The sequence below is a fragment of the Plesiomonas sp. ISS29 genome, from assembly GCF_056522795.1.
In genome coordinates this window covers 2,400,505-2,422,464 of the sequence record NZ_JAWRZQ010000001.1, presented here as the reverse complement: position 1 = coordinate 2,422,464, position 21,960 = coordinate 2,400,505, and the positions used below count along the sequence as shown (strand labels likewise).

General features: G+C 50.6%; 19 protein-coding genes. 7 read left to right on the top strand and 12 right to left on the bottom strand.

The genetic code is table 11. The features are described 5' to 3' along the window. The 3 genes from sapB to pspF are packed head-to-tail and all read right to left on the bottom strand — an operon-like array spanning window position 1 to window position 3,722. The gene (gene sapB, locus AC1HDJ_RS10850) at window positions 1-972 is read right to left on the bottom strand and encodes a putrescine export ABC transporter permease SapB (protein WP_479535832.1); all 972 of its coding nucleotides are present in this window, start codon (window positions 970-972) and stop codon (window positions 1-3) included. Beyond that, window positions 972-2,624, bottom strand: a complete 1,653-nt coding sequence (sapA, locus tag AC1HDJ_RS10845) for an ABC transporter substrate-binding protein SapA (protein WP_479537101.1) — start codon at window positions 2,622-2,624, stop codon at window positions 972-974. Before sapA ends, sapB begins: the two co-directional genes overlap by 1 nt. 39 nt (window positions 2,625-2,663) lie before the next feature. Beyond that, the gene (gene pspF, locus AC1HDJ_RS10840; RefSeq protein ID WP_479535831.1) at window positions 2,664-3,722 is read right to left on the bottom strand and encodes a phage shock protein operon transcriptional activator; all 1,059 of its coding nucleotides are present in this window, start codon (window positions 3,720-3,722) and stop codon (window positions 2,664-2,666) included. 221 nt (window positions 3,723-3,943) lie between these two features. On the opposite strand from pspF, the gene pspA reads away from it, so the two are divergent. The 5 genes from pspA (at window position 3,944) to AC1HDJ_RS10815 (ending at window position 7,945) form a co-directional block, all read left to right on the top strand. After that, window positions 3,944-4,609 (top strand): phage shock protein PspA, encoded by a 666-nt coding sequence (gene pspA, locus AC1HDJ_RS10835; protein WP_479535830.1) that lies wholly within the window; start codon window positions 3,944-3,946, stop codon window positions 4,607-4,609. Window positions 4,610-4,709: 100 nt separating this feature from the next. Further along, window positions 4,710-4,940, top strand: a complete 231-nt coding sequence (gene pspB, locus AC1HDJ_RS10830) for an envelope stress response membrane protein PspB (RefSeq protein WP_479535829.1) — start codon at window positions 4,710-4,712, stop codon at window positions 4,938-4,940. Then, the gene (pspC, locus tag AC1HDJ_RS10825) at window positions 4,937-5,317 is read left to right on the top strand and encodes an envelope stress response membrane protein PspC (RefSeq protein WP_479535828.1); all 381 of its coding nucleotides are present in this window, start codon (window positions 4,937-4,939) and stop codon (window positions 5,315-5,317) included. The genes pspB and pspC overlap by 4 nt, the downstream gene beginning before the upstream one ends. A gap of 102 nt (window positions 5,318-5,419) precedes the next feature. Beyond that, entirely contained in the window at window positions 5,420-6,835 is a 1,416-nt protein-coding gene (locus AC1HDJ_RS10820) for a YcjX family GTP-binding protein (protein ID WP_479535827.1), read from the top strand. Window positions 6,836-6,850: 15 nt separating this feature from the next. After that, entirely contained in the window at window positions 6,851-7,945 is a 1,095-nt protein-coding gene (locus AC1HDJ_RS10815; protein ID WP_479535826.1) for a YcjF family protein, read from the top strand. Window positions 7,946-8,149: 204 nt separating this feature from the next. Here AC1HDJ_RS10815 and AC1HDJ_RS10810 read toward each other — a convergent pair whose 3' ends face one another. Both AC1HDJ_RS10810 and AC1HDJ_RS10805 read right to left on the bottom strand, forming a co-directional pair. Further along, window positions 8,150-8,689 (bottom strand): septation protein A, encoded by a 540-nt coding sequence (locus AC1HDJ_RS10810; protein ID WP_479535825.1) that lies wholly within the window; start codon window positions 8,687-8,689, stop codon window positions 8,150-8,152. Between the two features lie 192 nt (window positions 8,690-8,881). Next, window positions 8,882-9,778: an NAD(P)-dependent oxidoreductase gene (locus AC1HDJ_RS10805; RefSeq protein WP_479535824.1), complete on the bottom strand. Its 897-nt coding sequence runs from the start codon at window positions 9,776-9,778 to the stop codon at window positions 8,882-8,884. 98 nt (window positions 9,779-9,876) lie between these two features. On the opposite strand from AC1HDJ_RS10805, the gene AC1HDJ_RS10800 reads away from it, so the two are divergent. Both AC1HDJ_RS10800 and AC1HDJ_RS10795 read left to right on the top strand, forming a co-directional pair. Beyond that, the gene (locus tag AC1HDJ_RS10800) at window positions 9,877-11,985 is read left to right on the top strand and encodes a S9 family peptidase (RefSeq protein ID WP_479535823.1); all 2,109 of its coding nucleotides are present in this window, start codon (window positions 9,877-9,879) and stop codon (window positions 11,983-11,985) included. 200 nt (window positions 11,986-12,185) lie between these two features. Further along, a complete protein-coding gene (locus AC1HDJ_RS10795; protein ID WP_479537098.1) occupies window positions 12,186-13,904 on the top strand; it encodes a SulP family inorganic anion transporter in 1,719 nt (572 codons plus the stop codon). Window positions 13,905-14,071: 167 nt separating this feature from the next. Here the strand turns inward: AC1HDJ_RS10795 and AC1HDJ_RS10790 are convergent, their stop codons facing one another. The 7 genes from AC1HDJ_RS10790 to AC1HDJ_RS10760 form a co-directional block, all read right to left on the bottom strand. Next, window positions 14,072-14,788 (bottom strand): YciC family protein, encoded by a 717-nt coding sequence (locus tag AC1HDJ_RS10790; protein ID WP_479535822.1) that lies wholly within the window; start codon window positions 14,786-14,788, stop codon window positions 14,072-14,074. A 272-nt stretch (window positions 14,789-15,060) separates the two neighbouring features. Then, entirely contained in the window at window positions 15,061-15,909 is an 849-nt protein-coding gene (gene trpA / locus AC1HDJ_RS10785; protein ID WP_479535821.1) for a tryptophan synthase subunit alpha, read from the bottom strand. Next, window positions 15,909-17,099: a tryptophan synthase subunit beta gene (trpB, locus tag AC1HDJ_RS10780; RefSeq protein WP_479535820.1), complete on the bottom strand. Its 1,191-nt coding sequence runs from the start codon at window positions 17,097-17,099 to the stop codon at window positions 15,909-15,911. Before trpB ends, trpA begins: the two co-directional genes overlap by 1 nt. Continuing rightward, window positions 17,096-18,520, bottom strand: coding sequence for a bifunctional indole-3-glycerol-phosphate synthase TrpC/phosphoribosylanthranilate isomerase TrpF (gene trpCF, locus AC1HDJ_RS10775; protein WP_479535819.1), 1,425 nt, complete (start codon window positions 18,518-18,520; stop codon window positions 17,096-17,098). Before trpCF ends, trpB begins: the two co-directional genes overlap by 4 nt. A gap of 3 nt (window positions 18,521-18,523) precedes the next feature. After that, window positions 18,524-19,522 (bottom strand): anthranilate phosphoribosyltransferase, encoded by a 999-nt coding sequence (gene trpD / locus AC1HDJ_RS10770; protein WP_479537096.1) that lies wholly within the window; start codon window positions 19,520-19,522, stop codon window positions 18,524-18,526. Window positions 19,523-19,613: 91 nt separating this feature from the next. After that, window positions 19,614-20,285, bottom strand: a complete 672-nt coding sequence (locus AC1HDJ_RS10765; RefSeq protein WP_479535818.1) for an aminodeoxychorismate/anthranilate synthase component II — start codon at window positions 20,283-20,285, stop codon at window positions 19,614-19,616. Continuing rightward, on the bottom strand, window positions 20,279-21,865 hold the full coding sequence (locus AC1HDJ_RS10760; protein WP_479535817.1) for an anthranilate synthase component 1: 1,587 nt from the start codon (window positions 21,863-21,865) through the stop codon (window positions 20,279-20,281). The genes AC1HDJ_RS10765 and AC1HDJ_RS10760 overlap by 7 nt, the downstream gene beginning before the upstream one ends. Between the last annotated feature and the right edge of the window lie 95 nt (window positions 21,866-21,960).

Here is a 21,960-nt window from a genome sequence, read left to right as displayed (position 1 = left end):
TCAGCGAACCTCGTACCATTCTTTACGGACTAACGGATTGACCGCTGCGCCAAATAATTCAGCCAGCACGCTGAGTAAAATCACCGAGCTGCCGACAACCACAACACCGGCTGAAATGGCGGTGTAATCGTGCTGATTGAGAGCTTGAATCAGCCATCGACCAATGCCTGGCCAACTGAATACGGTTTCAGTGATCATGGCAAGGGTAAGCATGGTTGAGAACAGTAAACCCAGTTTTGGAATAATAGGCGGCAGTGCATTGCGCAAAATGGGGCGGCGTAAGATGGTCAGCCGTGACCAGCCACGGGTTGCGGCGACTTTAACGTAAGGTTTATCCACCACATGCTCTGTACTGGCACGCATTAGGCGGATCACTTCTGTTGTGGGTGAAAGTGACAAAGTGATCACCGGCAGGGCCATGTGCAGCATTGTGTTGTAGAGAATGTCATGGCGGTAGGGTGAGCTTGATAGCCAGGCATCAACCAGAATAAACCCGGTTACCCGTTCAACTTCGTACAGCAGGCTGTGTTGACCGGAGATCGGCAGCCAACCGAGATTGAGTGAAAACAGCATAATCAGCAAGATACCCAGCCAAAATACGGGGATGGAAAACCCGAACAGCGCAAAGGCTGAGATGATCATATCTTGCCAGCGCCCGCGCCGAGCCCCCGCCAGCAGACCAAGTGGTATACCGATGATCAAAGATACAATAAAGGCTAGCAGGCACAACTCGAGCGTGGCCGGAAAGACGTTCAGCAATTGCGGGGTGAGCTCTTCACCCGATACGCTGGAGAGGCCAAAGTCACCGTTACTCAGGGCGGCAATATAGTGGGTATAACCGGCGACGCTGCTCTCGGTGTGGCTTTCAGCGGAAAGTGGCTGACCATAATTTTTCAGCCCGTAGCCGATGATAGTCAGAATAAACACCGTGATGATCAGTAGACTCAAACGGCGCAGGGTGTAGATAATCATTAATGAGCATCCTGCCGATAAACTTCAGAAAAAGAGGTGCTGCCAAATGGGCTGAGAACCAGACCTTGCAAATTTGCCCGATGACCCTGTAAACGCAGTGAGTGCGCAATCGGGATTACCGGCATATCGGTATCTAAAATTTCCAAGGCATGGCGGTAAAACAGCAGGCGACTGGCCAGTTTTTCGGTGGTCAGTGCGGCGTGTAAAAATGCGTCAAACTGCGGCTCACACCAGTGAGCATAATTGCTGCCCGATTGCATTGCAGCACAGCTAAGTTGCGGGCGCAAAAAGCTATCGGGGTCATCGCTGTCTGATACCCAGCCAGTCAGTACCATGTCGTAATCACCGGTTGGTAGGCCACGCTCAAAGCTTTGTGTATCAACCGGTACAATCGTCAGTTTCACGCCAGCTTTTGCCATATCAGCCTGAATTAATTCAGCCATTTTCAGCGGTGCAGGGTTATATGATTGGGCGGAACTCGGTACCCATAATTTCAATTTTAGGTTGCTAACGCCTGCTTCACTGAGCAGCTTTTCGGCTTCTGACGGTGCGTAATAGTGGGTTGCTAGCCGGTGGTTAAATGCCCACGATACTGGAGGAAGCAGTGAACGTGCTGGTTCTGCTGTACCGTAATAGATTGATTTTAGCAGGCGATCTCGGTTAACTAGCATTGACAGCGCCTGACGCACTTTCGGGTTATTCAGTGGCGGGCGCTGTACGTTCAGCGCCAGATAAGAGACATTCATCCCCGACTGTACGCTCAGTTTCAGTGCCGGATCATCGCGCAGCAGGGCAATCTGGTTAGCCGCTGGGTAGGGCAGCACATCGCACTCACCGGTAATCAGTTTGGCCATGCGGCCCGCACCGCCCGAGGCAAAATCAACCACCACTTGTGCAATCCGAGCGCGGCCTTTCCAGTATTCATCATGGCGCGCAAGGCGGATATACTGCCCGTAACGGTACTCTTGCAGCTTAAACGGGCCTGAGCCTATCGGCAGCCGGTCAATCTGCTCGGGTTTCCCCGATGCAAGAAGTTGATCTGCATACTCTTTCGACAAGATGACCGCAAAATGTGTGGCCAGATGGGTCAGGAATGAGGAGTCTGGGCGCAGCAGTTTAATTTGCACCTGATTATCACTGAGCTTGCTGATTGAGGCGATTTTACTGCTCAGTTGCAGGCTGTCAAAGTAGGGGTAATGGCCGCCGCCAACATTATGATAGGGTGATTTCTCATCAAATACACGCTGCAGACTGAATACTACATCATCGGCATTTAAGGTGCGCGAAGGGCTAAACCATGCGGTTTGATGGAACTGTATTCCGCGGCGCAGAGTAAAGGTGAAGGTGCGTCCGGCATCACTGACCAGCCAGCTTTCGGCGGCAGATGGCATCAAGCGGTAGGTGAACGGGTTGATATCCAGCAAGCGGTCATACACTTGGTTGGAGATAGCATCAATGGTAACACCGGCTTTCACCCGCTGAGGGTTTAGGATATTGGTATTGCCTGAGGTGCAGTAAATAAACCCTTTTTGATACACCTCTGCCGGTAAGGTTTCGGCATCAGCGTGCTTGCTGCAGAGTATCAGCAAGCTGCTGAGTACCAAAAAATGGCAGCATACGGAAAACGTATCCCTTATTTTCAAACCACGCATGTTGACTCGTTTTTGTCCTGACAAGGGTGTCATTTTACATTACTCCGGCCGAACGCCAACCTTTGGCTGAATTTCAGTGGATTCTTGTATGGTAAATAGACTGGGATATTTGCGCAAAATACCGCGCAACTGGTGGTAAGTGACCCCCAATAACATGGCAGCCTGTTTTTGATTATAGCGGGTTTGTTGCAGGGCGATAGTGACAGCATGTTGCTCTTGATCGGCTAGCCACTGTTTTAAATCCAGCGGGAGATTCAGTGTGTGTTGTAGCCCAGTGGCAGGCGCGACGGGGATTACATGTTTTTTTTCCAGTTGAATGGTGTGATTTAACGGCAAAAACGGGTTAAAAATAATCTGCTCTACCGGGCTTTGCGGATCAGGATTGCGATACACCGCACGTTCGACCACATTTTTGAGTTCGCGAATATTGCCCGGCCACGGGTAGGCACACAGTGCTTGCAACGCGCTGGCACTGAATCCCGCAAAAAAGGCGTAGCCCAGCTCTTTGCACATCTCTACCGCAAAAAAATCAGCCAGCAGGGGAATATCGTCTTGGCGCTGACGCAGTGCGGGAAGGTTGATCACATCAAATGCTAGGCGGTCGAGCAGATCGGCGCGGAATGTGCCCTGCTGGGCTTTTTGCGGCAGATCTTCATTGGTGGCACAAATCAGCCGCACATCGGTAAAAAGCGGCTGATTACCGCCAACACGTTCATACTCACCGTATTCGATAACGCGCAGCAGTTTTTCCTGTACCCGCAGCGGTGCATTGGCCAACTCATCTAAAAACAAACTGCCGCCTTGCGCCCGTTCAAACCGCCCTAAATGCCGTTTTTGTGCGCCAGTAAATGAGCCCGCTTCGTGCCCGAACAGTTCAGAATCAAGCAGGTTTTCATTCAGTGCGCCGCAGTTAAGGGTAATTAACGGTGACTGCCAGCGGTGCGATAAATAGTGTAATCGCTTGGCGATCAACTCTTTACCGCTGCCGCGCTCGCCGATAATCAGCACTGGTTTGTTCAGGGGGGCAAGGCGTGAAACTTGCTCGATCACTGCCAGAAAGGGGTCTGAAATGCCGATAAGATTTTCATTTTGCTGCATGGTGAAATTCGCCACTTATTCGTTAAAAAAGTTATTTTTTATGGATATAAGTCATAGCGCGAAAGTGGGTGAAAACCAAGCTGAATTTTAAATCTTTTATTTTTCAGTTGGATAGCTAATTTTAAAAAAGTGGCATGCAATTTGATATGTATTGGATGTGAATAGGTGCAAACAGATCTGGTTTTGTTTGATAACCCTTATTATTGACTAGGAGAACGATCATGGGTGTTTTTTCCCGTTTTGCAGACATTGTAAATGCCAATATTAATGCGTTGCTGGATAAAGCAGAAGATCCGGAAAAGCTGGTTAAGTTGATGATCCAAGAGATGGAAGATACCTTGGTTGAGGTGCGCTCAACGTCGGCGAGTGCATTGGCCGAGAAGAAAAATTTGGCGCGCCGTATTCAGCATACCCAAGCACAAGAGGCCGAGTGGCAAGAAAAAGCCGAGCTGGCTTTGCGTAAAGATCGTGAAGATTTAGCGCGTGCGGCGCTGATTGAAAAGCAAAAAGTGGGTGAGCTGATCACGACATTGCAGCAAGAGCTTGATGCAGTTGATGTCAGCATTAATCGGATGACCAGTGAAGCGGGTGAGCTGGAGAAAAAACTGAGCGAAACGCGTGCTCGTCAGCAAGCACTGCAGGTGCGTTATCAGGCCGCGGCATCATCGCGCAGCGTGCGCAGCCAGCTTGAAAACTCGCGTATTGATGAAGCAATGGCACGTTTTGAGCAGTTTGAACGCCGTATCGATCATATGGAAGCGCAGGCCGATACAATGGGCCTTGGCAAGCAAAAAAGTTTGCATGCTGAGTTTGCCGAATTGCAGGCTAATGATGATATCAGCCGTGAACTGGCCGCACTGAAAGCTAAAATGCAGCAGGAAGTGTAAGGTTAGGGTAACGCATTAATCATGTATTAATGACTACACCACTATAAAAATACGCAGGGGGCAGTATGGTTTGCCTCTTGCGGATATCAGGAGTGCCAGTATGGGCAGTTTTTTTCTCTCTATCCCGTTAACGATTTTTTTTCTGTTTGTTGCTCCGCTTTGGTTGTGGTTTCACTACCGCAGCAAGCGTGAGCTGGGCGAAGGGCTGAGCCAAGATGAGCGCAGCCGCCTTGAGGCACTGACCCGCGAAGCGCAGCAAATGCGCGAACGTATTCGCTCGCTGGAAATTATTTTAGATGAGCAGCACCCTAACTGGAGGGATAGAGCATGATGACGCGGAATCACCTTTATCGTTATCCGCAAGAGGGCAAAATTGCCGGTGTGTGTGCAGGGGTTGCGCACTATATCGGTATGGAAGTGTGGCTGGTACGGATTTTAGTACTCACCCTTTTCCTGCTGGGTGGCACGGGTATTGTGTTGTTAGGTTATGTGGCAGCATGGCTATTTATGGATAAAGCGCCGTTATTGGCTGAGCAGGTTGATGAGCCGCAGCTAAAAGAAAAAAGCTGGCAGGCTGGCGAAGCGCCGCGCAAGCGGGTGAATACGTTAACTGGAGAGTTTGATGAGATGGAAGCACGGATCCGACGTTTAGAATCTTATGTTACCTCTGAGACATTTAAAGTAAGAAACAAATTCCGTCAGTTATAAATCAGCGCTATTAGTGCTATGTTTCAACGTTATATGTTAACGGGTTTTAGCGCGTAAGCGTGCACGTTGACTGTAAACGTGCAAAACAGCCAGTGAGTAAGAATGAAGCATCTGATTAAAAATGAACTCTCGACTTTTGTTAACCGTGGGCTGGATCGCCATGTGCGTCTGGCGGTCACCGGTCTTAGCCGCAGCGGGAAAACGGCTTTTATTACCTCGCTGGTGAACCAACTGCTGCATGTTAATACCGGTGCGCGGTTGCCGCTATTTTCTGCGGTGCGTGAAGGGCGCGTGAAAGGCATTAAGCGCATTCCGCAGCGCGATCTGGCGATTCCGCGTTTTGCGTATGATGAGGGGATGCACAGCCTATTGAGTGAACCGCCAACATGGCCGATTGCCACGCGCGGCGTTAGCCAGATCCGGCTGAATATTCGCTACCGGCCACAGCATTCGCTGTTGCGCCACTTAAGTGAACTGGCCACTTTAAACCTTGAGATTGTTGATTACCCCGGGGAATGGCTGCTCGATTTACCGTTGTTGGATCAGAGCTACTTGCACTGGTCACAGCAGATGACCGGCATGGTGTTGGGCGCGCGGGTTGAGTGGGCGCAGCCGTGGCTGACCCTAGCAGCGCAGTGTGACCCGTTTGCACCTGCAGATGAAAACCTGCTGGCTGAAATAGCGCAGGCCTACACCGCGTATTTACAGCGTTGTAAAGATGAGGGGCTGCATTTCATTCAGCCGGGGCGCTTTATTTTGCCGGGTGATCTGGCAGGAGCTCCGGTATTACAATTTTTCCCGTGGGCAGGCGGTTTGCACACTGGGCCAAACGCGGCTAGTGAAAGTGAGCTGTTAAATGCCGATAAAAACAGCAATTTTGGCCTGTTACAAGCCCGTTTTGAGCACTATTGTCAGCACGTGGTAAAAGGTTTCTACCGTGACCACTTCTCGCGTTTTGATCGGCAAATTGTATTGGTCGATTGCCTGCAACCGTTGAATATCGGGCCGCAGGCGTTCAATGATATGCGCCTTGCACTGGCGCAGCTAATGCAAAGCTTTCATTATGGGAAACGTACCCTATTACGACGCTTATTTTCCCCGTGTATCGATAAGCTGATGTTTGCCGCGACAAAAGCAGATCATGTTACCCCCGATCAGCACGCTAATCTGGTTTCACTGTTGCAGCAACTGGTTCAGGAAGCGTGGCAGAATGCCGCGTTTGAAGGAATTAATATGGATTGCGTGAGTCTGGCCTCCGTTCAGGCTACCCACATCGGCCAGATGCAGTATCAGGGGCGTACCCTGAATGCACTGCGCGGAAATAGGTTAAGTGATGGCGAGCCATTGCTAATTTATCCGGGGGATGTGCCATCGCGCCTGCCTGCAGGGGATTTTTGGCAACGGCAGACGTTTGATTTTGAGAATTTCCGCCCACGCCCTTGTGCATTAGATGAACCTTTACCGCACATTCGCCTTGATGCTGTGATGGAGTTTTTGTTGGGCGATAAACTGCGCTAGAAATAGGGTTAAGCAATGAATACATTAAAACAACAATCTCATGCTGCAACACCACAAGATCCGCCGTTAAAACAGAAAATCACCTTTGATAATGCCGAGCCTGTATTGCAGGACGATGTTTTGCGTACCAAACAGATTTTTGAGTCGGCAGATAATTTTCATGCGGTTGAGCCGAGTGAAACACAACCTGAACAGCTTGATGAGCAGATCACGTTGGCGCTAAAACCGCGCCGTAGCCTGTGGCGTAAAATGTTTGGGCTGGGTCTACTCGGGTTTGGCATTGCCGCGATTGGGCAAACGCTCAACAGTGTAGTACAAGCATGGCAAAGTGCCGACTGGGTGATGCTGACCACTGCCGGAGCGGGAAGTTTAGTTTTGCTGGCGGGTGCAGGGGCGATAATCAGTGAATGGCGGCGTTTGCGTACACTGAAACTCCGTGGCCAAGAGCGCGATATCGCGACTAATTTGTTGCACAGCCACAGCATGGGGCAGGCGCGGCCATTTTGTGAAAAGCTGGCGACACAGTCGGTGCTCGATGCGCAGCATCCGGTGCTATTACGCTGGCGTGCCTCGCTGCAAGACACACACAATGATCGGGAAGTTGTGCAACTGTATGCCAGCATGGTGCAGCCGTTGCTTGATAAACAGGCGCGTGCCGAGATCAGCCGTTATGCGGCAGAATCGGCCATTATGGTGGCTTGCAGCCCACTGGCACTGGTTGATATGGCATTTATCGCGTGGCGCAATGTGCGCCTTGTTAACCGTATCGCCAATCTGTATGGCATAGAACTTGGCTACTTTAGCCGTTTGCGGTTGCTGAAAATGGTGCTGTTTAACATCGCCTTTGCTGGCGTGACCGATGTAGTGCGTGATGTGGGCATGGATTGGCTATCACAAGATATTACCGCGCGTCTCTCAGCCCGCGCCGCGCAAGGGATCGGTGTCGGTTTACTGACCGCCCGTTTGGGAATCAAAACCATGGAATTATGCCGCCCGCTGCCGTGGGTTGATAATGACAAGCCTCGTTTGGGGATGATCCGCCAAGAGCTGGTCGGGCAGTTGAAAACGGTACTGAGCCGCCGCACTACAGAGTCTGACCGTGCTGAATAAACACGGCTAAATAAACACAGCATAATAAATTTGCTGGATATCGATAACTGCTGCCGCTAAAAAGCGGGGCAATCAGTTATCACCAATAAAAAAGGTTTACCGCCGTAATGGGGGTAAACCTTTTTTTATAGTGATGAAGACAGATTCACTTTGCGGCTGTTTTATCCGGCAGCAAGATCAGCTAATTTATTAATGATAACTGATTCAGCTTTGTGGCTGGTCTTTGGTATGGCGATAAATATATAACCCACTGAGTACGGTGAAGGCCAGTGTCATCAGCAACAAGCCAAACACTTTAAAGTTCACCCATACTGCCAGCGGTAAATAAAATGCCACATACACATTCAACAGCCCGCATGCTGCGAAAAAGAGTGCCCATGCAATGTTTAATCGCTTCCAGATTACTGCAGGCAGAGTAATCTCCTTGCCGAACATCCGCTGAATAATCGGCGTATGGGTCATCCACTGGCTGATTAACAGCGCCACAGAGAACAGGCAATACACCACAGTCACTTTCCACTTAATGAACACATCATCATGCAGGATCATGGTTAAACTGCCAAATACAGTGACAATTGCAAAAGTCACCAGTTGCATCTTCTCAACTTTTCGGTACAGCACCCATGTCAGCAAAATTTGCAACGCCGTGGCTGCAATCAGCGCACCGGTCGCGGCATAGATATCATAGAGTTTATATACCGCAAAAAAGACGATCAGTGGAATGAAATCTAACAACTGTTTCATTAAATCGGGTCTCTCGCTCAAATCAGGTGGAAAACTATACGTGATTCTCTGTGCCAGACAAAACAGTATCGTTTATCGCCCAAACCGGCGTGTCAGGCTGGCACATAAGTATCATTTCACAACCTTGTCATCATTCAACCACTCAACATGGTTATAATGAGCATTGTGAAACAGCAAAAGCAAAACGCTCACTTATTTCGGCAGGGTGAGTGAGCGAATCAGTACTGATGTATCACAACGGCCTAAACCTTCGGCTTGTAAACGTGCATAGGCGGCATCAACCTGTGTAGTCATCGGTAGCGGTGCATGGTTTTTTTCCGCTTCGGCAAAACAGATCGCCAGATCTTTACGCATCCAGTCAATGGCAAAACCAAAATCGAATTTATCATCAGCCATGGTTGCGGCGCGGTTTTCCAGCTGCCATGAACCGGCGGCACCGAGTTTGATGACATCACGAACCTGTGCCACATCCAGACCGGCAGCCGAAGCAAAGCTGACCGCTTCTGATAATCCGGCTAACACACCAGCGATGCAGATCTGATTGACCATTTTGCACAACTGTCCGCTACCTGCATGGCCAAGCAGTGTCACCGCCTTACTGTAGGCGGCCATAATCGGTTTGGCCTGTGCAAATACCGCCTCATCTCCACCACACATCGTGGTCAGTGCGCCATTTTCCGCGCCCGCCTGACCGCCGGAAACCGGCGCATCAATAAAGTGCAGCCCATGTTGCAATGCATCAGCATATAGCTCACGTGCTAAATCTGCTGATGCGGTGGTGTGATCAATCAATACACTACCGGGTTTTGCGCCGGCAAAAATACCGTCATCACCGTAATAGACTGCGCGAACATCATTATCGTTGCCAACACAGGTCATCACAAAATCAGCATGCTCTGCCGCTTCGCGCGGAGTGCGTGCATAACTAACTGCATTGTGGGTCTGAGATGCATCGGCATACTGTGTAACCCATTGCTCGGCCTTGGCGGTGGTGCGGTTATAGACCGTAACCTCGTGCCCAGCTGCCAGCAAATGCGCGGCCATCGGGTAGCCCATTACACCTAATCCAATAAAACTGACCTTTGCCATCGCTCCAACTCCCTTGTCTGATTAGATTTGTCGCTGCATTATGACTTTATCGGTGGCCGAAACACCAGTTTCAATGACGTATTTTTGAGGAGTGTGCATTGCAAGCACCTAAAACAAAGAAGATCCCCTATACCCACGTTGCGCACGGTGAGGTGCGGCATGATCCCTATTTTTGGTTGCGGGATATAGAGCATGATCCCGATGTTATGCGCCATATTGAGGCCGAAAACCGCTATTGTCAGGCGGTGATGGCGGAAAGCGAAAGCCTGCAACAGCAGATTTCAGGTGAAATTCGCCAGCGTATCCGTGATGAGTGGTCATCGGTTCCGATTGCCGATGGCCCCTATTTTTACTACTCGCGCTATCAAAAAGGGGAGGAGTACCCGCTGTTTTGCCGCCGTTTGGGTGAAAGCGGCAGCGAAGAGATCTGCTTAAACGAACCGTTGTATGCCCAAAATGAGGCCTATTTTGATGTCGGCGCTGTTGAAATTAGCCCCGATCACCGTCTGCTGATGTGGGCAGTTGATCAGCAGGGTGATGAGCAATATCAGCTGAGATTGCGTGATTTGAGCCTCGACAGTGATCTTCCTGCAACACTTACCGGTTGTTCTAGCAGCTTTTGCTGGATGAATGATAACCGGCACTGTATTTATGTTGCCCTTGATGCACAAAACCGACCATTGTCGGTGTATCGCCACCGATTAGGCAGTGCGCAAACCGAAGATGCGTGTTTGCTTGAACTTCCCGAGGGCGATCTGTTCTTATCGGTGGAGCGAACACGCAGCAACCGATGGGTGATTATTACCGCCAGTGGCTCAAGCTGCAGCGTTTGCTGGGCATTGGATGCCGATGATCCTACTGCGCAGCCGGTGCTGATTGCCCCGCTGCGTGAGGGGGTTGAGTACTATGTTGATCACCGAATTGTTGATCATAAGGTTGTTGATCATGCATGCGTTGATCGCAGTATCCCACCAAAAGTAACAGGGGAGTTCTGGTTACTGACTAACGATGATCACCCGAACTTTCGTATTGCGAAAGTGGCCGATACACTGTGCGATCCGGCACAGTGGCAGACGGTGATTGCCGGATGTGATGATCGCCTGCTGGATGGGATCTCCTGTTTTGCCGATTTTATCACCTACAGCTCGGTTGCCGAAGGATTAACCCGCCTGCATATCTGGCACGGGGAAGCAAAATCAGAGCAGCAAATTGAGTTTGATGATGCAGCATGGGATTGCGGGTTTGGGGCAAACCCTGATTATCACACTCAGCTGGTGCGTTACAGCTACTCGACCTTTATTCGCCCAGTGGCCGTGATGCAGTACGACATCGCCAGCGGCGAGTCGTCGGTATTGCAGCAAGATGAGTTGGCAGGTTTTGATCCCGATAAATTTGAGATCTTACGCTTGTGGGCTAGCGGGCACGATGGCGCGCGTATTCCTATGACCATGGTGAAGCCTAAATCAGTGCAGACACCTGCACCGCTGGTGTTATGTGGCTACGGGGCATATGGCGATATTGATGATTTAGGTCTGGCGCGTAGCTGGTTGCCACTGCTTGAGCGGGGCATGATTTGTGTGCAGGCGCATGTACGCGGTTCGGCAACCTGTGGTCGCACATGGTATGAGCAGGGCAAACTTGAACATAAAAACAACAGTTTTACCGATCTGATTGCCTGTGCCGAGCAGTTGATTGCTGCACGTTATACCCGTGCCGGACAGATAGGTTTATATGGCGGCAGTGCTGGCGGTTTGCTGGTGGCCGGCGCGCTGAATTTGCGTGCGGAGCTTTTTGGTGCAGTGGTGGCCGCTGTACCGTTTGTCGATACCTTAACAACAATGCTCGATGCATCGCTGCCGTTAACCTGTTTAGAGTACGAAGAGTGGGGCTGCCCGGAAGAGCCTGAAGCTTATGGCTGGATACGAGCCTATTCCCCATATGATAATCTGAAAGAGCAGCACTATCCGCCAATATTGGCGACCGCAGGGCTGCATGATACCCGCGTAACCTATTGGGAGCCGATGAAGTGGGTGGCGCGTATCCGCGATATGCAACAAGGGTGTGCACCGGTATTATGTCATATTGAAACGGATGCCGGACACGGCGGTGCGTCGGGCCGTTATGAGTGGATAGCCGAAAGTGCATTGATTGATGCTTTTCTAATCCGCCATTTGTCGGCTAACGCAAAAAGCTCGTCTGGCTGCTAACGTTAGAGAGAGTCAGTTATTTTTCAGCGCGTTACTGTACTGGCTGGTGTGCTGAATTGTGGCTGTATCATGATCACCTGTCGTTCTGTTTAAAAAATAGAGTTTGGTGACGTTGGAGCAGGCTCACGGTGAGCCTGCGCAATACCCATTGCCCACAAGGAGAGTTAGTGATGTACCTCAAGGCAATGTCTTTTAAGGCGATGCTATTAACCCTGATATCCCGCTGGACCCCGGGATTATCAACACTGTTAAATTACCAGCGCGAATGGTTCAAATCAGATGTAACGGCCGGAATATCGGTGGCTGCCGTGGCATTACCGGTGGCCATTGCGTATGCCAGCTTGGTGGGCGTTGCGCCTGCTGCTGGGCTGTACTCGTGTATTTTACCGATGCTGGCGTATGCGGTTTTTGGTTCATCCAAACAACTGATCATTGGGCCCGATGCCGCAACCTGTGCGGTGGTTGCCGCCACCGTTGCTCCGCTAGCGATGGGTGACCCTGAACGCTATTGGCAACTGGTGATTGTCATGACTATCATGACCGGCTTGTGGTGTCTGATAGCCAGCCGTTTTCATTTGGGTGTGCTGGCTGATTTTTTATCACGCCCGATCTTAACCGGTCTGCTTAACGGGGTGGCGGTGACCATTATTGTGGGCCAGCTCAGTAAAGTGTTCGGTTTTACCTATGAACAACGCTTTTTAATTGAGCGTATTTTATCCGGTGTAAACTATATTGCACATTCACATGTGATTACCGCGGCGGTCAGTTTACTGACGTTTTTGTGCATATTGGCCTGTAAACGGATTAAACCGCGTTGGCCAAGTTCGCTGCTGGCGATGATAGTTGCCGCATTTACTGTATGGCTGTTTAATCTCAGCCAATATAACGTTGCAACCATTGGCCATGTGCAGGCCGGTTTGCCGGTGGTGCAGTGGCCCGTTTTCCCTCCAAGCTTGTTGCGCGATATTGTGATGCCCGCACTGAACCTTGCGGTGGTCAGCTTCGTGAGCATGATGCTCACCGCGCGAAGTTTTGCCGCTAAAAATGGCTATGATATAGACCCCGATCAGGAGTTTCGTGCGCTAGGGCTGGCGAATTTGGCGGCCGCATTTTCGCAGGGGTTTGCGGTCAGTGGGGCTGATTCACGTACTGCGGTTAATGATGCTAATGGCGGAAAGTCTCAGCTGGTATCGATTGTGGCCGCACTGATGATTGCGGTAGTGATGTTCTTTTTTACCACACCGTTACAGTACGTGCCGATTGCCGCACTCGGGGTAGTGTTGATCTATTCATCATTTCATCTGATGGATCTGCGCGGTCTGTTTTTCCTGCGAAAACGCAATAAATCGGCTTTTTGGCTGGCACTGTTTACCTTTATCAGCGTATTGGTGATGGGGGTTATCCCCGGCATTATGATGGCCGTTTTGCTGGCTTTGGCTCAGTTTATGAAAACGGTATTCCGCCCGACTGAACAACTGCTGGGGCTAGATGAAGAGGGCTTGGTGCGTTCACTCGGTAACGGCAACGGGATTAAATCATTAGATCAGGTGATGATTTACCGGTTTAACTCACCGCTGACCTACTTTAACGTACCGTATTTTAAAAAACGGGTGCTTCAGTTGGTGGATACTGCCGAAAATCAGCCACGCTGGGTGGTGCTTGATGCGGTATCGAGTTTTACCTATGCCGATGTCAGCGTGCTGGCCGTATTGGCCGAGCTACAAAAAGCGCTGAAACGGCGTAATATTCGTTTAGTGATTGCCGGGCGTTTAACCGAGATGACGCGTTGGCTGAAAGACTCTGGCCTGCAAAACGGGGATTATGGCGTAGTGCTGCTGCCTGACATTTATTTAGCCGTGCGCTTGGTGCAAAGTGCACAGTGTGTTGAATGTTCACTTGAAGGTGGCGGTACAGCCTAGCGGCTGAACTCTGTCAGATCTGAATACTGAGATAACGTTTTTAGTGAACGGGTACCAAACGGCCTGTAAATACCGGATGTACGCTGAGTCTAAAAAACAGGTACAAAAAGGCCGCAGTGTGTTTGCGGCCTTTTTGTTATTTCTGGTGTCGATAAGCGTGTTGAGAGTTATTGCTCGCTCACGGTTTCAGAACGCTTGAATATTTCCAGCATATACAGGCGGAACAGGAAAATTAGCATTAGTGCACTGGTCAGGTTATAAACCATGCTGACAAGCAGCGCAAACAGTGAGCTATTCATCTGGATACTGCTATCTAATGCACTGATTAAGTACACCACCGGTAAGCGAATCCCCAGATAGATAATCAGATAACCTTGTAAAATCAGCTTCATCCACGGTTTTGAGGCGTGCCAGCTCGATTTTAAAGCCTCAATCATGCTTTGGCCTTCGGCAGCCAGAAAGCAGGGGGCCAATGCCAGACGAATGGCAACATAAATACCGGGTAAAATCAGTGCAATAGCGCCCGCAAAGGTAGCTAAACCCGATAACACTTCTACGCCGAGCATCGCAAAATAGAGCGGTACGCCAGCCTGTATTGCTGTGCTGATGTTGGCTACATTTCCCCGCGTACTGAGGATCACAAGGCTCAACAGGCAGCCATTAAACAGCGGCGTTGACAAAATATTGAGCATAGTTTGCGCACGCATGGTTTTAATGGCGATCTCTTGTTGCGACAGTTCAACCGAATTGATGCCGCTGAGCATAAAATGCTCGGCAATAACAACAATCAGGGCTGCCAGCAGAGAGAGAAGTAAGACAGTATTGAGGTTATTGCGGATGAAATTAATGCTATCGCGGAACAGTAAATTGGCATTGGTTGGCATGAAAACTCCTTCCGGTTCATGCAGGGTACGGTTATTGCGGCTGATTGTAGCGGGTTGCCGGATAGAATTAAACGGACATAACCCCGTTAGAGCAGTGGAAAACCAGAATTGTGATTGATTGAGTCGGAAAATTGAGCAGGAAAACTACCGGAAACCCGTGTAGTTCTCCTGATAAATACGCGTTAATGTACGGTTAAAAGCATCGATATAGCATCGATATAGAATCGATATAACATCGGTTTTACGTCGAGCTATATCTTTAGTTCAGGTTATCAGCGCAGATTGCGGGTTGCCGCTTTCATTGGGCGGATAAAATCGCTCAGTGCGGTTAACATCAGTTGTGGCTGGTCAAGATGCTTGGCAATAATATTGACAACCGCCGATCCTGAAATTGCCCCTGCCGCACCAGCCTGTATTGCAGCAGTAACTTGCGATGGCTCTGCGATACCAAAGCCAAGCAGTGCCGGTGGAGCATTGTAATCACGCAGTTGGCGCACCAGATGATCTAACGGCATCTGTGCCCGGCTCTCTGTTCCTGTCACGCCGGCTCGTGAGAGCAGGTAGGTGTACCCTTTACTATGCTGCGAAACCGCGCGTAGGGTCTGCTCATCGGCATTGGGCGGGCAGATAAAGATAGTTTCGATACCATACTGCTCGGCAACTGCTCGAAACTCACCCGACTCCTCAACCGGAACATCGGCGATTAGCACCGAATCAACACCGGATTGGGCGCATTGTGCATAAAAATGCGCGATACCGTTGGCGTACACCAGATTTGCGTACATCAGCAGGCCTATCGGAATGGCCGGATGCTTTTTGCGAATTTCAAACAGCATCTCAAAGCAGACCGAGGGCGTAACTCCGGCATGCAGCGCACGTAAGGTTGCGGCTTGAATGGTCGGGCCATCGGCTGACGGATCAGAAAACGGGATCCCCAACTCAAGAGCATCGGCACCGGCTTCAATCAGGGTATCAATAATCGCCAGTGATTGTGCGCGGTGCGGATCACCGAGTGTTACAAAAGGAACAAAGGCGGCCTCTTGTTGCGCATGTAAACGGCTAAACAGGGCGGCATATCGGCCACTGCTGGCCTGAGTTGGTTGTGTGTGATTGATATGCATTACATCACCCCGTTATCTTGCAAAATTTTATGTACAGTGAAGATATCTTTATCCCCACGGCCTGATAAATTGACCACCAGCAACTGTGCTTTTTCCGGCGCACTGCGGGCCATTTTTAGTGCATGAGCCAGTGCATGTGAGGATTCGAGCGCGGCAATAATGCCTTCACTGCGGGCAATTTCCTGAAATGCATCCAAGGCTTCGGCATCAGTGACTGAGACATAATCGGCACGGCCTGTACTGTTTAAGTAAGCGTGCTGTGGGCCGACTGATGGGAAATCAAGCCCCGCGGATACCGAGTATGATTCTTCAATCTGCCCCTCTTTATCCTGCATGATCGGGCTTTTCATACCAAAGAAAATACCGACCTTGCCGTGTTTTAACGGTGCACCGTGCTGGCCACTTTCTATGCCTAAACCACCCGGTTCAACACCAATTAAGTTGACTGATGGCTCTTCGATAAAATCGGCAAACATACCAATGGCGTTTGAACCGCCGCCAACACAGGCGATCACCGCATCGGGTAAACGGCCTTCGATTTCGAGGATCTGGCGCTTGGTCTCTTCACCAATCATACGCTGGAATTCACGCACAATAGTTGGGAACGGGTGCGGCCCTGCAGCAGTGCCCAGCATGTAGTGTGCGGTTTCGTAGCTGCCTGACCAATCGCGCAGCGCTTCGTTACAGGCATCTTTGAGCGTTGATGACCCTGAGGTGACGGGGATCACTTCCGCCCCCATCAAGCGCATGCGAAAGACGTTCGGTGACTGCCTTTCCACATCTTTTGCACCCATATAAACTCGACACTTTAACCCGAGCAGAGCGCAGGCTAGTGCGGTGGCCACGCCATGTTGCCCAGCGCCAGTTTCGGCAATGATCTCTTTTTTCCCCATACGCTTGGCCAGCAGTGCCTGCCCCAATACCTGATTGGTTTTGTGCGCACCGCCGTGCAGTAAATCCTCTCGTTTGAGATACAGGCGGGTTTTTGTTCCGGCGGTCAGATTCCGACACAACGTTAATGCGGTTGGCCGGCCCGCATAGTTGATCAGAAGATCGGTAAACTCTTGCTGGAATTGTGGATCTTGCTGCGCATCGACAAATGCAGCTTCGAGCTGGCGCAGTGCGGGCATAAGTATCTGCGGCACAAACATACCGCCAAACTCACCAAAATAGGGGTTGAGTAGTGTCATGCTGAAACTCCCTGCTGACGTAAACGTAAGAATGTGATGTCCATTTTTTCTTTACTTTTGATCCCCGGCGCACTCTCTAGCCCCGAGTTGAAATCAAGCCCGATGGTCGCAAAGCGTTGCGCAACAACGGCATTATCGGGTGAAAGGCCACCGGCCAGCAGGGTGTTATCCAGCCCGATAGGTGCCGATTCTGATGCCGTTTTGGGCAGTTTATTGAGCAGTTGCCAGTTAAACGGCTGGCCTGTGCCGCCGCTTTGCCCGTTAAGCTGGGTATCAAGCAGATAGCGGTCTATGTGTGGTAGCGTGACCACGGGTAAACTGTCGAGTTGCGGGTTAACGGCGATGGCTTTCCAGATCTGGCACTGTACAGGTAACTGCGCGCGCAACTCGATTATGTAGTCGGCGCTCTCATCACCATGCAGTTGCACGGCGGCAAGGTGTAAACGCTCAACCGTTAAGCAGATGGTTTCTATTTTGGCATTGCGAAACACACCGATATAGTGCAGTGGTGCGGCAGCTTGTACTGCTTTGGCGGTGGCAATATCAACATAGCGTGGTGATTTTCCAACAAAAATCAGCCCACCATAGTATGCCCCCGCCTGATACGCGGCCAGTGCATCGTCAGGGCGGGTAAGACCGCAGACTTTGTTCTCACCGTAGATTATCCGGCGGATAGCACTGTTCAGATCATCTTCGGCCATCAGAGCGCTGCCAATCAGGAAACCCTGTGCGATGCGGCTGAGTTCAACAACCTGCTGATGCTGATGAATTCCCGATTCACTGATAATAATAGTATCAGGGGAAAGGAGCGCAGAAAGTTCAGCCGTTCGCCCTAAATCAATGGAAAGATCGCGCAGGTTACGGTTGTTAATGCCGACGACACGCGCTTTTAAGGCCACCGCACGTTTTGCCTCTTCAGAATTACTGACCTCTGTCAGAACCCCCATACTCAGGGTATCGGCTACCGCGTGGAGCGCTAGATATTGCTCATCACTGAGCACTGAGAGCATTAACAGCACGGCATCGGCCTGATGCAGACGTGCAAGGTAAATCTGATACGGGTCAACAATAAAATCTTTGCACAATACCGGTTGTGTCACTTGCTCACGCACTTGCGGCAGGAACGAGAAGCTGCCCTGAAAATATTTCTCATCAGTCAGTACTGAAATCACCGAGGCATAAGGTGCATAAATGCGCGCAATCGCGGCGGGGTCAAAATCAGCGCGGATTAACCCTTTTGATGGTGATGCCTTTTTACATTCGAGAATAAATACCGGCTCAGATTTGTGCAGTGCGGCATAAAAATCACGATCGCTTGGGATCACATCAAGCACAAAATCTTCTAGCGGGCGCATTGTTTTTTGCTCGGCAATCCACAAGTGCTTATCTGCCACAATACGTGTGAGTACTGTCTCTTTCATCCTTTAACCTCGAACTGCAAGATGTTGAACTTTTTGGTATGCCTGATCACTGTTAAGCACTGACAATGCCTGTTCAGCATTGTGCTGTAGATTTTCGTGTCCGAATAGCCGTAACAGTAACGCAACGTTGGCGGCTACGGCATGTTTGTGTGCCGTCGTTCCTTTCCCCTGCAATAAATGTGTGATGATCTGCGCATTTTCTTGTGCATCACCTCCGCGTAGTGCATCAAGGCTGGCAGCTTTTAATCCAAAGTCTGCGGGTGTCAGGCTGTACTGAATAATTTTGCCATCGCGCAGCTCGGCAACGTGAGTTTCACCGTGCAGAGCTACTTCATCAAGCCCTGCGCCGTGTACCACCGCAGCACGTTCAAAACCCAATTCTTGCAGAGTGTGTGCAATTGGCAGCAGCAGAGTTGGGCAGTAAACCCCCATCAGCTGTACGGCCGGGCGGGCGGGGTTTATTAGCGGGCCGAGCACATTAAAAATGGTGCGGGTTTTGAGCTGCTGGCGAACTGGCATAGCATGGCGAACACCGCTGTGGTACTGCGGGGCAAACAGGAAACAGACCCCAAGCTCATCAAGCGCGGCGCGTGAATCTTGTGCCGACATATTGATATTGATATTCAGAGCGGCGAGTAAATCAGACGATCCGGTTAAGCTCGATACACTGCGGTTACCGTGTTTGGCAACCTTAATGCCGCAACAAGCGGCAACAAATGCGCTGGCGGTGGAGATATTGATAGTGCTTGCGCCATCACCGCCAGTGCCGACAATATCAGCAAACGGGTAGTCGGGGCGCGGGAAAGGTTGGGCATTGTGCAGCAGGGCCGAGGCCGCACCGGCGATCTCTTGCGGCGTTTCACCCTTGATTTTCAGCGCGATCAAGATGGCGGCTAGTGGCACGGCATCTATTTCACCCCGAATAATAGCGTCAAACAGGGTATGACTCTGCTCGCGGGAGAGCGCTTCCCGCCGAAACAGAGCATCAATAATAGCGCTGATTGTGGCATGCATCTGGATATCCTTTTCGCGTTGTTCTTGTCCGTTAACATCTTGAACTCTTCACCCGTTATCATCTTCAGGCAGAAAGTCGTTATTCGGTGTATGCCGCCTCAGCATGATCATGGCGGGATAAAATAAACGGCTGCATAACCCAGCGTAAGGTGTTCGCCAGTAATGTTGCCCCTTGCGTGGTCAGAATAGATTCCGGATGAAACTGAAATCCGCAAACGCGATCTATATCATGGCGAATGGCCATCGGGATCCCGTTGTACTGTGCATTGACCACCAGCTCTGCGGGAATTATCGTACCGGCCAGAGAGTGATAACGTGCCACCGGCAATGGTTGGGCTAAACCGGCAAACATGCCGCTGCCATCATGGGTAATCGCCGAGGCTTTGCCGTGCACAATTTCACCGGCTCGGCCAACGTGGCCACCGTACGCCTCAATCAGTGCTTGATGCCCCAGACAGATCCCAATCATCGGCGTTCGCCCTTTGAGTGCCGCGATCAATGCTGGCATACAACCGGCTTTTGCCGGCTCACCTGGGCCGGGTGAGAGCACGACAATCGGGTTATCAAGTACAGACAGTGCGGCGGTAATTTGCGTGACACTGACGCTGTTGCGGTAGACGGTAACATGGCAGCCAAGCATCCGAAATTGGTCAACCAAGTTGTAGGTAAAAGAGTCAAAATTATCCAGCAATACGATATTGATCGGCTGGCTGTTGACTGGTGCCGGAGCGGATACCGATTCTGTTAGCATGCTGCTGACTCCGTGATCTGAAAGTTATGGGCACGAATAATTGCCGATAATACCGCCTGCGCTTTGGTGCGAGTCTCTTCTGCCTCTGCTTGCGGTACAGAGTCGTACACCACGCCTGCGCCGGCTTGTACATGCGCTATCTGGTTTTCAACATAGGCTGATCGAATCACAATGCAGGTATCGAGATCGCCGTGCCCGGTCATATAGCCCACCGCGCCGCCATAACTGCCGCGTTTTCGCTGCTCAGTTTCATAAATCAACTGCATGGCACGTATTTTGGGTGCACCAGTAAGCGTGCCCATATTCATACTGGCTTGATAGGCGTGCAGTGCATCAAGATCATGGCGCAGTGTGCCGATAACGCGCGAAACTAAGTGCATTACGTGGGAATAGCGGTCAACTTGCAGCAGATCGGCCACGTAACGGCTGCCCGGTTCGCTGATACGTGCTACATCGTTACGGGCTAAATCAACCAACATCATGTGTTCGGACAGCTCTTTTTTATCCAGCCGTAAATCCAGCTCTAAGCGGCTGTCTAGGTCATAATCCAATGTACCGGCGGCTGTTTTACCGCGCGGGCGTGTGCCGGCAATGGGGTAAATTTCAACCTGACGGCTGGTGGCAGTAAATTTCAGCGCACTTTCCGGTGATGCCCCGAACAGTGTAAACAGCGTATCTTGCATAAAAAACATATACGGGCTGGGGTTACTCTGTTTCAGTTCACGGTAGGCGGATAACGGGTTTGGGCAGGGCAAACTAAAGCGCCGTGAGGGTACAACCTGAAAAATATTCCCACATTGAATATGTGCTTTTAACGCCTCTACCGTTTGGCAAAATTGCAGATCAGAGTGGCTTACCGTTAACTGGCCCTGCGTCAGTGTCGGCGCTGGCTGGGCTGCTGGCAGTGTTTGTAGCTGCTGGTAAATGGTCAGCAGGCGGTTGGCTAGCCGTTGCTGTTCATGCCCACAGCTGGCAAATGCCGAGGTTTGCACATGCGCCCGCTGATGCTGGTGATCCATAATCAACAGCGTTTCTGCGATATAGAAACAAAAATCGGGGCAACGCTGATCATGCTCTACGGCTGGCATCGGCTCAAATTGTGCGGCTAAATCGTATGAAAACAGTCCGCCAATAAACAGCGCCTCAGGGTGCTCGGCAGGGCTTTCAATGCTCTGCAATACTGCTCGTAAACTGTCAAATACGGAAACGCTTTTTAGCCGTGAATCTTCATCTTGTGTCACATTATTTTGCGTAAATTGCAGGGTTAACTCTGCGGCATTACGCTGCTGTATTACGTCAGCGGTTAACACTGCAGAAGCTAAAGCCTGTTGTAGGATATCGAGCACACGCAGCCCGTTGTCAGACAGCGCCTGCAATGTCACCTGATTATCTCGGCATACCAACCTGACCGCTGCATCAATTAACAACAGGCTTTTTAGATTTTTTTTGCTGTTGATTTCAGCCGAATCAAGTAATAAGGTTGCCGGATTTTCCCCGCACAACGCTTCAAAAACCCGTGTAGGATCAGCGTAATAGGGAACATCTCTGCAAAAGACCTGTATCCGTGGTTTTACTGGCATATGCCCTCACTGTTATTCCGTTAACTGCTTAAAAAGGATAAAAAAACCCGCATTAGCGGGCTTGGTCTGTTCAAGGGGAAATTCTTAAAGCATCA